Origin of the sequence: Paracoccus sp. KR1-242, from assembly GCF_049446195.1 — a bacterium.
Lineage (GTDB): Bacteria > Pseudomonadota > Alphaproteobacteria > Rhodobacterales > Rhodobacteraceae > Paracoccus > Paracoccus broussonetiae.
The window spans coordinates 117,814-129,871 of record NZ_JBMSED010000005.1 but is presented as its reverse complement, the minus strand read 5'-3'; the positions used below and the strand labels follow the sequence as shown (position 1 = coordinate 129,871).

Annotated in this window: 9 protein-coding genes; 2 read left to right on the top strand and 7 right to left on the bottom strand. The window is 65.7% G+C overall.

Annotated elements, in window-relative coordinates; translation table 11 throughout:
• A complete protein-coding gene (locus ACO2Q4_RS09235) occupies nt 1-1,080 on the bottom strand; it encodes a PLP-dependent cysteine synthase family protein (RefSeq protein ID WP_423318820.1) in 1,080 nt (359 codons plus the stop codon).
• Between the two features lie 129 nt (nt 1,081-1,209).
• Between ACO2Q4_RS09235 and ACO2Q4_RS09230 the strand changes: the two genes are divergently transcribed.
• Both ACO2Q4_RS09230 and ilvD read left to right on the top strand, forming a co-directional pair.
• Nucleotides 1,210-2,730, top strand: coding sequence for a winged helix-turn-helix domain-containing protein (locus tag ACO2Q4_RS09230; protein WP_423318818.1), 1,521 nt, complete (start codon nt 1,210-1,212; stop codon nt 2,728-2,730).
• A 154-nt stretch (nt 2,731-2,884) separates the two neighbouring features.
• Nucleotides 2,885-4,726 (top strand): dihydroxy-acid dehydratase, encoded by a 1,842-nt coding sequence (ilvD, locus tag ACO2Q4_RS09225; RefSeq protein WP_423318816.1) that lies wholly within the window; start codon nt 2,885-2,887, stop codon nt 4,724-4,726.
• A gap of 11 nt (nt 4,727-4,737) precedes the next feature.
• Here ilvD and ACO2Q4_RS09220 read toward each other — a convergent pair whose 3' ends face one another.
• Genes ACO2Q4_RS09220 through ACO2Q4_RS09195 form a run of 6 tightly spaced genes read right to left on the bottom strand, consistent with a single transcriptional unit; the run spans nt 4,738 to nt 12,031 of the window.
• Nucleotides 4,738-5,625, bottom strand: coding sequence for an alpha/beta hydrolase (locus ACO2Q4_RS09220; RefSeq protein ID WP_423318814.1), 888 nt, complete (start codon nt 5,623-5,625; stop codon nt 4,738-4,740).
• The gene (locus ACO2Q4_RS09215; protein ID WP_423318812.1) at nt 5,622-7,223 is read right to left on the bottom strand and encodes an ABC transporter ATP-binding protein; all 1,602 of its coding nucleotides are present in this window, start codon (nt 7,221-7,223) and stop codon (nt 5,622-5,624) included. The genes ACO2Q4_RS09220 and ACO2Q4_RS09215 overlap by 4 nt, the downstream gene beginning before the upstream one ends.
• Nucleotides 7,224-7,226: 3 nt before the next feature.
• On the bottom strand, nt 7,227-8,045 hold the full coding sequence (locus tag ACO2Q4_RS09210; protein WP_395133138.1) for an ABC transporter permease: 819 nt from the start codon (nt 8,043-8,045) through the stop codon (nt 7,227-7,229).
• A 4-nt stretch (nt 8,046-8,049) separates the two neighbouring features.
• On the bottom strand, nt 8,050-9,027 hold the full coding sequence (locus tag ACO2Q4_RS09205; protein WP_423318810.1) for an ABC transporter permease: 978 nt from the start codon (nt 9,025-9,027) through the stop codon (nt 8,050-8,052).
• The gene (locus tag ACO2Q4_RS09200; RefSeq protein WP_311759186.1) at nt 9,024-10,478 is read right to left on the bottom strand and encodes a carnitine 3-dehydrogenase; all 1,455 of its coding nucleotides are present in this window, start codon (nt 10,476-10,478) and stop codon (nt 9,024-9,026) included. The genes ACO2Q4_RS09205 and ACO2Q4_RS09200 overlap by 4 nt, the downstream gene beginning before the upstream one ends.
• Nucleotides 10,475-12,031: an ABC transporter substrate-binding protein gene (locus tag ACO2Q4_RS09195; RefSeq protein WP_395133135.1), complete on the bottom strand. Its 1,557-nt coding sequence runs from the start codon at nt 12,029-12,031 to the stop codon at nt 10,475-10,477. The genes ACO2Q4_RS09200 and ACO2Q4_RS09195 overlap by 4 nt, the downstream gene beginning before the upstream one ends.
• Nucleotides 12,032-12,058: the final 27 nt, after the last annotated feature.

Sequence of the window (12,058 nt, the reverse complement as noted above, 5' to 3'; positions counted from 1 at the left end):
TCACGCCATCTGGTAGCCGGGGGTCGAATGCGACAGGGCCAGTTCCTCTTCGTCCATGTCCTCGGGAATTTCCTGGAACAATGGTGTCGAAAGATAACGTTCGCCTGTGTCGGGCAGGATCGCGAGGATCACGTTGCCCGGCTCGGCCGTTTCGGCGACCTTCATAGCGGCGGCAAAGGTGGCCCCGCCCGAGATGCCGGTCAGGATCCCCTCGCGCGCAGCCAGCTTGCGCGCCCACGCCACGCCCTCGGCCCCCGGGACTGTAAGAAGCTTGTCGAAGCCATTGGAGTCCAAGGTTTCCTGAAGCACGAAGGGGATGAAATCCGGGGTCCAGCCCTGGATCGGATGCGGCTCGAACGCGGGATGACTTGCCGCTGGCGCATGGGCATCGCCGCGCACCTGCGCCACGCCGCTGGATACCAGCGCGGCATTCGCCGGCTCAACCAGGACAATGCGGGTTTCCGGCCTTTCGCGGCGCAGGACACGCGACAAGCCCGTCACGGTGCCGCCGGTGCCATATCCGGTCACGACGCAATCCAGCCGCTGACCCGCGAAATCGCCCATGATCTCGCGCGCGGTGGTGCTTTCGTGGATATCGGCATTGGCCGCGGTCTCGAACTGACGGGCCAGGAACCAGCCATGCTCTCGGGCAAGTTCGGCGGCCTTGTTGTACATGCCGGTGCCCTTCTCGGTCCGGGGGGTCAGCACGACCTTGGCGCCCAGCAGGCGCATCAGGCGGCGGCGCTCGACCGAAAAGCTGTCCGCCATGGTCACGACCAGCGGATATCCCTTTTGCGCGCAGACCATGGCAAGGCCGATGCCGGTATTGCCGCTGGTCGCCTCGACCACGGTCTGGCCGGGACGCAGCTCGCCCGAACGCTCGGCCGCCTCGATGATGTTCAGCGCCAGCCGGTCCTTGACCGAGGCGGCGGGGTTGAAGAACTCGGCCTTGACATAAAGCGTGACGCCGTCGGGGCCGAGGTTGTTGATGCGGATCGCGGGCGTGTCGCCCACGGTTTCCAGAATGCTGTCGTAGAGGCGGCCACGGCCACTGGTAGTCCGGATGGATTGCTGTCTCATTGAGTCGACCTGTCCTGACAAAAGGCGCAACAGCGCCAGATACCGGATCATAACCCGGAGCCGCCGCATCAGCTTGACCGGATCATGAAGAAATCATGCAGAACTGGCCGGTTTGGGATAAAATTGCGCATGATCTACAGCTTCGGCGACCTTGAACTGGACGATCAGCGGTTCGAGCTGAGACGCGGTGGCCAACCGATTCCGGTCGAGCCGCAGGTGTTCGTGCTGCTGTGCCGCATCTTTGCCGGGCAAGGCAGGCTGGTGACCAAGGACGAATTGGTCGAGGCGGTCTGGAACGGCCGCGCCGTTTCGGATGCCAGCATCGCCAGCCGGATGCGCGCGGCTCGCGCTGCGATCGGCGATGACGGCGACCGGCAAGAAATCATCCGCACCGTTCATGGCCGGGGATTCCGCGCCGTGCCCGCGGTTCGCATCCTTGACCGGCAGGAGGGTGGCCTACCGCCGCGCCCGGACGCGCCCTCGTTGGCGGTTCTGCCCTTTCGTGGCATCGGACTGCCGCCCGACCAGTCGGTCCTGACCGAGGCGCTGGCGCATGAGATCCTGCGTGCCTTGTCGCGCCTGCGCTGGCTGCTGGTGATTTCGCGCGGCTCTTCCTTTCGCTTCGCCCGCCCCAGTCCCGAGACAGGCGAACGGCTGGGCGCACGCTATATCCTTGCCGGCACGGTCGAGATGGCGGGCCCGATCCTGACCGTCACGCCCGAACTGGTGGAAACCGCGACCTCGCGCATTTTGTGGACCGACCGGCTGTCGCGCCCGCTCGACGCGCTGGCGGAATTGCAGCAAGCCATCGTCGCGGCCCTGTGCGCGGCGCTGGAAATCCACGTCCCGCTGAACGAGGCGCGGCTGGCCGCGGGGCGCGACATCTCGCAACTGGATGCTTGGGCGAATTACCATCTGGGACTGCGCCAGATGTTCCTGTTCACCGCGGACGGCAACCGGCAGGCGGCGGCGTTCTTTGCGCGGGCGACAACACTGGACCCCGGATTTGCCCGCGCCCATGCCGGGCTGTCCTTTACCAGTTTTCAGGACGCCTTCCTGCGCTATGGCCCCGACCGCGCGAAATCGGCGCTTGCCGCGCGCGCTCATGCCGAACGCAGCCTGGAAATCGACCCGATGGATTCCTTTGCCGCCTTCACCTTCGGGCGGACCCATTGGCTGACCGGAGAGCTGGACCTTGCCGCAAGCTGGCTTGCGCGGGCAACCGACCTCAATCCGAATTTCGCGCAAGGCTTCTATTCCCGCGCGCTGATCGCCGCGCTGATGTCGCAATCGGGTCTGGCAACGGACGGAGTCGATCTTGCGCTGCGCCTCAGCCCTCTTGACCCGCTGGTTTACGGCATGTTCGGGACACGAGCCCTGTCGCATCTGCTGCAGGGCCACCGGGACGAGGCCGCCGATTGGTCCGACCGCGCCGCGTCGGCCCCCCATGCACATGTGCTGATCGCCATGATCGCGGTTGTGGCGAACGGGTTTGCTGGGCGCGACGACCGCGCCCGGGAATGGCTGGCGCAAGTCTATCGGCTGCGGCCGGACGCCAATGCAGAGCTGTTCTTTGCCGCCTTCCCGCTTCGCGATCGGGCCGCGGCCGACCGGCTGCGCCGCGAACTTGGCCGCTTCGGCATCGCCTGAGAACTCCACGATCCCGAGATTTCCCGGATTCTGCCCTTTTCTGGCGACGCTGCTTAAAGTAGGTGGAACATGACGCGAATATGGAGGCTTCGCCTGTCATGTCCGCATTTCCGATCTGATCCAGAACGACCCGCAAGTGAAAGTGGACAGCCCAATGCCAGCCTATCGTTCCCGTACCACCACCCATGGCCGCAACATGGCAGGCGCCCGTGGCCTATGGCGGGCAACCGGCGTGAAGGACGGAGACTTCGGCAAGCCGATCATCGCCGTCGTGAACTCCTTCACCCAGTTCGTGCCCGGCCACGTCCATCTGAAGGATCTGGGCCAGCTTGTCGCGCGCGAGATCGAGGCGGCAGGCGGCATCGCCAAGGAGTTCAACACGATCGCCGTCGATGACGGCATCGCGATGGGCCATGACGGGATGCTGTATTCGCTGCCCTCGCGCGAGATCATCGCCGACAGCGTCGAGTACATGGTGAATGCGCATTGCGCCGACGCCATGGTCTGCATCTCGAACTGCGACAAGATCACCCCCGGCATGCTGAACGCGGCGATGCGGCTGAACATTCCGGCGGTCTTCGTGTCCGGCGGCCCGATGGAGGCCGGCAAGGTCGTCCTGAACGGCAAGACCCAGGCGCTGGACCTGGTCGACGCCATGGTTGCGGCCGCAGACGAATCCGTCTCGGACGAGGACGTGAAGATCATCGAGCGGTCCGCCTGCCCGACCTGCGGTTCCTGCTCGGGCATGTTCACCGCGAACTCGATGAACTGCCTGACCGAGGCGCTTGGCCTGTCCCTGCCGGGGAACGGCTCGACCCTCGCCACGCATGCCGACCGCAAGCGCCTGTTCGTCGAGGCGGGACACCTGGCCGTCGACATTGCCAAGCGCTATTACGAACAGGACGACACCTCGGTCCTGCCGCGCAATGTCGCCAACAAGCGCGCCTTCGAAAACGCCATGTCGCTGGACATCGCGATGGGTGGATCGACCAACACCGTCCTGCACATCCTTGCGGCGGCGCATGAGGGCGGCATCGACTTCACCATGGACGACATCGATGCGCTGTCGCGCCGCGTGCCGTGCCTATCCAAGGTCGCCCCGGCCAAGCAGGACGTCCATATGGAGGACGTGCACCGCGCCGGCGGGATCATGGCGATCCTTGGCCAGCTCGAAAGGGGTGGTCTGCTGCATCGCGACACGCCGACCGTTCATACGCCCACATTGGGCGAGGCGATCGATCGCTGGGACATCAGCCGCACCGACAGCGAAACCGTGCACAACTTCTTCCGCGCGGCCCCCGGTGGCGTTCCCACGCAGGTCGCCTTCTCACAGGATGCGCGCTGGGACACGCTGGACCTGGACCGGCAGGGCGGCGTGATCCGTTCCGTCAACTCGCCCTTTACCGCGGATGGCGGGCTGGCCGTTCTGCGGGGCAACATCGCGGTGGACGGCTGCATCGTGAAGACCGCAGGCGTCGATGAATCGATCCTGAAATTCACCGGCCCGGCCGTGGTCTTCGAAAGCCAGGACGCCGCCGTCAGCGGCATCCTTGGCAAGAAGGTCAAGGCGGGCGACGTCGTGGTCATCCGCTATGAAGGGCCGAAGGGCGGGCCGGGAATGCAGGAGATGCTGTATCCGACCAGCTACCTGAAATCCCGCGGGCTTGGCAAAGCCTGCGCACTGATCACGGACGGGCGTTTCTCGGGCGGGACCTCGGGCCTGTCCATCGGGCACGCCTCGCCCGAGGCGGCGCAGGGCGGCACCATCGGTCTTGTGCGTGACGGCGACATCATCGAGATCGACATCCCGAACCGCACCATCAACCTCAACGTGCCGGAAGCCGAGCTGGCCGCCCGCCGCGCCGAACAGGACCGGCTGGGCTGGAAGCCCGCCCAGCCCCGCAAGCGCAATGTCACGACGGCCCTGAAGGCCTATGCAGCCTTCGCCTCCTCGGCCGACAAGGGCGCCGTCCGCGTCCTGCCCGAGGAGGAATAAGGGCCGCGGCGCTAGCCCGCCTTGCCGGTCGCGGCAAGGCGGCTGATCGCAGCAGTGATCGCCAGGAAACTTCTGCGCGCCCGGTCGCTCATCCGTCGGGCCCGCAGATAGCCATGCGGCAACTCGGCCTCGTTGCGCCAGGCGGCGATGCCTCCGGCTTCGGTCAGACGCCGGGCGTAATCCGCACCATCGTCCCGCAGCGGGTCCACATCGGCCGTCACGATGAAGGCCGGGGCCAATCCCGACAGGTCGGTCGCCTGCAGCGGTTGGGCCAGCGGATCGGTGATCGGCCCCTCTCCATGCAGCGCGGTGCGGTAGCCGCCAAGATCCGAGCGGCGCAGCAAGGGCGCTTCGGCATTCTGCTCATAGGAGGGGGCATTCCCGCCGCCGCCAAGACCCGGATAGATCAGCACCTGCCCCAAAGGTTGCCTGCCCCCTTGCCGCGCCAGACAAAGCGACGCGGCCAGCATTCCGCCCGCGCTGTCCCCGACCACAACGCCGGGCGTGTCCAGCGCATCCCAGACCGCCAGCACATCCTGAATCTGCGCGGGCCAGCGATGTTCGGGCGCAAGGCGATAATCCACCGAAACCACCTGCAAGCCGGTGGCGTCGGCGATCTCGGCGCAGACGTCGTCGTGGCTGTCCAGCCCCCCGACCACGAACCCGCCGCCATGAATATAGACGACCGTCACCGCCGAGGCCTCACCATAGACCCGGCAGGGAACACCACCGACCGTCCGGTCCAGAACCGCCAGCCCCGGCGGGCGGGTGGCGCGGAACGCCGCGCACATGGCGTCATAGAAACGACGGTTGTCAGCCGCGCTGGCGCCATTCGCGTCGGCGGGATAAGAAGCCTCGGTCTTGGTAATGAAATCCAGCACTTGCGGATCAGATATCATGCGGCACCTTCGGAAATGCGGCGGGACAGCCAGGACGGGTCCATCTGCGGAACCGAGGCCAGCAATTGCCGCGTGTAATCGTGGCGCGGAGGGTCAAGCACCTCCGCAAGGTTTCCCTTGTCCATGATGCGCCCGCCCTTCATCACCACGACCTCGTCCGCGATGGCGCGGACCGTGGCAATGTCATGGGTGATGAACATATAGGACAGGCCAGTCTTGTCCTGAACCTTGCTCAGCAGGCGCAGGATCCCTTCCGCGACAAGCTGGTCCAGCGCGCTGGTCACCTCGTCGCAGATGATGAACTCGGGATCGGCGGCCAGCGCGCGGGCAATGCCGATGCGCTGCTTCTGCCCGCCGGACAACTCCCCCGGCAATCGGTCCAGAAAGCGCGCCGGCTCCATTTCGATCTGTTCCATCAGCTCGTGCAGCCGCGCTTCGCGCGCCTTGCCGCCCAGACCCAGATAGAATTGCAGCGGCCGTGACAGGATCTGCCGCACGGTCTGGCGCGGATTAAGTGCGGTGTCCGCGATCTGATAGATCATCTGGACCGCGCGTTTCTGTTCGGTCGTGCGATCGGCAAGACGGGGAGGCAGGGCGGTTCCGTTCAGTTCGATCCGGCCCAGCCTTGGCGGCAGCAGCCCGGTGATGACCCGTGCCGTCGTCGATTTCCCCGAGCCGGATTCGCCAACCACCGCGACGGTCGAGCCGCGCGGGATTTCGAATCCCACTTCCGAAAGCACGTCCATGTTGCCGTAACCGGCGGTCACGTTGCGGATGGCGATCATCGGCGCGCTTGCCTGCGGAAGGACGCGCGTCGGCCTGCGAAATTCGCGCACGGCCCAAAGCGAGCGGGTGTAGTCCTGCGTCGGCGCGGTCATCATGTGCTGGGTCGGGGCCTCTTCGATCTCGCGTCCGTGGCGCATGACCTTGATGCGGTCGGCCATTTGCGCGACCACCGCAAGGTCATGAGAGATATAGATCGCGGCGGCCCCGGTTTCCTCAACCGCGCGGCGAATGGCGGCCAGCACCCCGATCTGCGTGGTCACGTCCAACGCCGTTGTCGGCTCGTCAAAGACGATCAGGTCGGGCCGACAGGCCATCGCCATCGCAACCATCGCGCGCTGCAACTGCCCGCCCGAGACCTGGTGCGGAAAGCGCAGTCCGAAATTCTGGGGATCAGGCAGGTGCATTGCAGCATAAAGCTCGCGCGCGAAGGCTTCGGATTCAGCCCGACCGGCGGTGTGGTGAATTGCCGGGCCCTCGCAGAATTGCGCCAGCAGCCGCCAGGCGGGGTTGAAGCTTGCCGCAGCCGATTGCGCGACATAGGCGACCCGGCGACCCCGGAACGCGCGGCGCTGGCGGTCCGGCAATTGCAGCAGGTCTGTCCCGTCGAACAGGACACGCCCCCCGGCAAAGCGCAATCCGCCATGCGCGTAACCCAGCGCGGCAAGGCCAAGCGTCGATTTCCCGGCACCGGATTCGCCGATCAGGCCCACAACCTCGCCTCGGGCGACCTGCAGATCGACGCCGTGCAGGATCGGGGTCCAGCCCTCATCGCCCTTTGCCTCGACCTTGAGGTTCTCGATATTCAGCAGCATGGATCAGTCCTTCAGCCCGGATGCGCGGTGCAGCAGCCAGTCCACCACGAAATTGACCGACACCGTCAGAACCGCGATCGAGGCGGCGGGCATCAGCGGCGTGATATCCCCGAAGGTAATCAGCGCGGCGTTGTCCCGCACCATCGCCCCCCAGTCGGCCATCGGCGGAGGCAGGCCAAGCCCAAGGAAGGACAGCGCCGAGATCGTCAGGAAGACGAAGCAGAAGCGCAGCCCGAATTCCGCGATCAGCGGGGCCGAGATATTCGGTAGAACCTCACGCGTGATGATCCACCAGGTCCCCTCGCCCCGCAGTTGCGCAGCCTCGACATAGTCCATGACCATGACGTTCATCGCTGTGGCGCGGGCCAGTCGGAAGACCCGCGTGGAATCCAGAACCGCAATCACCACGATCAGATTGGCGACGCCCGGTCCCAGGGCCGACAGCGCCAGCAGCGTCAGGATAAGCGCGGGCACCGCCATCAGCACGTCGACCAGACGGGACAGGCCAAGATCGACCCAGCCCCCCAGCGCCGCGGCCAAAAGCCCCGTGACCGATCCGATGGCAAAGGCCAGCGCGGTCGTGACCAGTGCCACCCCAACCGTGTTCCTGGCACCCCAGATCAGGCGGGACAGCATGTCGCGGCCCAGCGTGTCGGTGCCAAGCGGATAGGTCGCGCTCCACGGCTCGAACTGGGCCCCCACGATCTCGGCCTCGCCATGAGGCGCAAGCATCGGCGCGAAAATGGCGACGACGGCATAGATGATGATGACGGCAACCCCCAGGATCGCGGTCGGCGGCATCGTCTTCAGCAACCGGATCATGACACTACCTCGGGTGCAGAAGGCGGGGGTTGGTCGCGATGGACAAAACATCGGCCAGCAGGTTCAGCAGGATATAGACCGCCGCGAAGATCAGCGCGCAGGCCTGCACCACCGGAATGTCGCGGTTCGTCACACTGTCGACCATCAATTGGCCAAGGCCCGGATAGACGAACACGACCTCGACGATGACCACGCCCGTAATCAGCCAGGCGATGTTCAACGCGACGACATTGACGATCGGGGCCAGCGCATTCGGCAGCGCGTGGCGGGTGACGACGCCCGCGCGCGACACCCCCTTCAGCCGGGCCATGGTGACATAGGGCGCGCCCAGCACGTTCACGACCGCCGCGCGGGTCATGCGCATCATGTGGGCGGTGACGACAAGAACCAGCGTGATCGCCGGCAGGAAGGCACGCGTCAGCATCTGGCCGAGGCTGGGCGAGGCGCCGGGATCGGCGATCGAGGGCAGCCAGCCCAACCGCACCGACAGCCAGAACATCAGGATATAGGCAATGAAGAATTCGGGAAACGAGATAGCCGTCAGCGTCGCCACATTGGCGATGCGGTCGAACCAGCTGCCCCGCCACAGCGCGGCCAGCAATCCAAGTCCCACCGCCAGCGGCACGGCGATCACCGCGGCATAGGCCGCCAGGAACAGCGTATTGCCCAGCCGCGCCGCCAGCAGTTCGCCCACCGGCCGGCCATTTGCCAGCGAGTTTCCGAAGTCGCCGCTGAGAACACCGCCAACCCAGCCCAGGTAACGCCACAAAAGCGGCTGGTCGAGACCAAGCTCACGCCGGAAGGCCGCAACCGTCTCGGGTGTCGCGGACTGGCCCAACACCTGCTGCGCGATATCGCCGGGCAGCAGGCTGACGGCCAGGAAGATCAGGACCGAGATCACGGCCAGCGTGAAGACCCCGATCGCCAGACGTCCAAGGATCATGCGCAGCAGGGGCCGCCGCCGGGCGGCCGCCGCCGTCATGCGATCGCCTCGCTCTGGCGGATGGCGCGCACGCCCTGCCCGGCATGTTCGGGATGGGGCGTGCTGTCCTGCGCCGCGATCCGGTCCAGTGCGGCTAGCAACAGGGATGGCATCGGCACGGCGCGTCCGGCATCGGTGTCGACATGCAGCAGCATGTGTTCGCCGGTCGCGGCCTCTGTCCCGTCATCGCGCAGGATCGCGTGATGCAGTCGGAAGCGTTTCTGATCATGGCCCAGCAGCCGGGTCCGCACGGTCAGCCGCTCACCCGCCTTCACCTCGGCGAGATGCCGGATATGGGTCTCGACCGTATAGGCGGAACGGCCCTGCGCACGATAGGCCGCGTCCAGCCCGATATGGATCAGAAAGGCGTCCGTGGCATCGCCCATGACCTGAAGATAGCGGAACTCGGTCATGTGGCCGTTATAGTCGACCCAGCCGCCAGCCACGCGGGTCTGGTGCAGCTCCAGCGGATAGCCCGAGGGTGCCGCCACCTCTCGCGCATAGAAGGCGTCTTCCTGCGCGCGGACGGTCTGGCCGACGCCCCAGTCATTGGCCTTGAGCGCCTGAAAGATGCCGACAAGGTTGTCGTCCCGGATCCGCTCAAGCTCGCGGATGGAATGGGCGCCGGACTGCGCGTCCGACTGCCCGGCGATCCGGTCGATCAGCGCGTCGTCCAGATCGGGCACATCCATCAGCTTGGTCCAGGGCCATTTCAGCGCGGGGCCGAACTGTCCCAGGAAATGGCGCATCCCCGCCTCGCCCCCGGCGATGCGATAAGTCTCGAACAGGCCCATCTGCGCCCAGCGAAGGCCGAAGCCGAAGCGGATGATGTCGTCGATCTCTTCGGTCGTGGCGATACCGTCATTGACCAGCCACAGCGCCTCGCGCCAGATGGCTTCCAGCAGGCGGTCGCCGATATGGGCGTCGATTTCACGCGCGATGCGGACGGGCTTCATCCCGACCGAGGTCAATACCTCGCTGGCCCGCTGCGCCGCCGCGCCGCCGCCGACGACCTCGACCACCGGCAGAAGATAGACCGGGTTGAAGGGGTGGGCCACAACGATGCGGTCGGGATGGCGCGCCGCTTCGCGCAGCTCGGACGGCTTGAAGCCCGAGGTGGACGACCCGATGATCGCCGAGGCGGGCGCCGCCGCCTCGATCTCGGCGATGATCCGGTGTTTCAGGTCAAGACGCTCGGGGACGCTTTCCTGAATATAGTCCGCGTCCGCCACCGCCTCGGCGATCGAGGACGCCCAGACGACCCGCCCCGAACGGGGCAGCGGGGCCTGAAACAGGCCCTGCCAGGCGCGCGTCGCATTCGCCAGCACCTCGCCAACGATCCGCTCTGCCTCGGGATGGGGGTCGAAAACGGTGACGTCATGGCCCGAAAGGACGAAGCGCGCGATCCAGCCGCCCCCGATGACACCCCCGCCGATTGCCGCGATCTTCATGCCTGCCACCACCGTTCCACGACCTTCCAACCATCAAGGAAGCGGTTCGACGCCACCTCGCCATGCGCGACCTTGTCATTGGCCACGTCGATATAGTTCACGAAGATCGGGATGATCGTCCCGCCATCCTCGCTGACCAGTCCCTGCATCTCGTGATACATTTCGGCACGCAGGCCATCGTCAAGCTCGGCCCGCGCCTTCAACAGCAGCTCGTTGAAGCGCGCGTTGTCCCAGTGGCTTTCGTTCCACTCGGCGCCCTTGGCATAGACCAGGCTGAACATGTCATCCTCGGTCGGGCGGCCGTTCCAGTAGCTGACGCAGAAGGGCTTCTTCAGCCAGACATTGGACCAGTAGCCGTCATCCGGCTCACGCTTGACGTTCAGCTCGATCCCGGCGGCCTTGGCCGATTGCTGGAACAGCTGGACCATGTCGAGCGCGCCGACCGAGGCCGCGTCCGAGGCCGAGATGTCCAGCTTCAACCCCTCCATCCCGGCCTGCTTCAGGTAGTGCTTGGCCTTGTCGGGATCATAGGCATGCTGAGCCAGATCCTTGGCATAGAAGCGGTTCGCGGGGGCAATGGGACTGTCATTGGCGATCTGGCCGTGCCCACGCAGCACCTTGTCCAGCACCTCCTGGCGGTTGATCGCGTATTTCATGGCAAGCCGCACGTTCGGGTCATTGAACGGCGCCTGGTCGCTGAACATCGGCATGGTGTAATGCGCCGTTCCCGTGACCTCGATCAGGTTCAGGCCGGGGCGGCGCTGCAGCAGGTGCAGGGTCGACAGGTCGGGCGAGTTGATGACATCCACCTCTCCGGTCATCAGCGCATTCTGCCGGGCGGTGGGATCGTTGATGGTCAGCAGGACCACTTCGTCGAACCAGGCGCGGTCGGATTTCCAGTAATCGTCGCGCCGCTTCAGGTTGATACGCACGCCCGGCTCGAAATTTTCGACCACATAGCCGCCCGAGCCAAGCCCGGACTGCCAGTCAAGCGTGCCGTCCTGTTTCGCGGGCATGATGACGAAGTGATAATCCGAAGTCAGATAGGCGAAATCGGCATTGGCCGAGGACAGTTCGAACACCACGACATTGTCGCCATCCGCGCGAATGTCCTTGACCTGCTCCAGCGAACCCTTGGCCCCGGACTTGGTGTCCGCACCGCGATGATGGTTGAAGGATGCGATCACGTCCGCCGCGGTGACCTTGCGACCATCGGAAAAGGTCGCGCCGTCCCGCAGGCGGAAGGTCCAGACCCGCGCCTCGGCATCGGGCTGATAGCTTTCGGCGAGTTCCGGAACGGCCAGACCCTTGGCGTCGATCTCGACCAGATTGTTGCAGACCCCAAGCATCGCGGTCACCACCGGCCCGGCGGCATAGGTCGCGGGGTCCAGCGAGTCCGACGTCGCCCCGCCGGCATGGCCGATGCGCATGGTCCCGCCACGTTTGGGTTCGGCGGCACGCGCCCTGCCGGGCAGGATCAGGCCCGCCGCCGCCACACCCGCAGCGCCGGCCAGAAGCCCGCGCCGCGTCAGGTTCAATCTGGAAATCGTCATATGCCTACCTGTTGATTTTATTGTGGA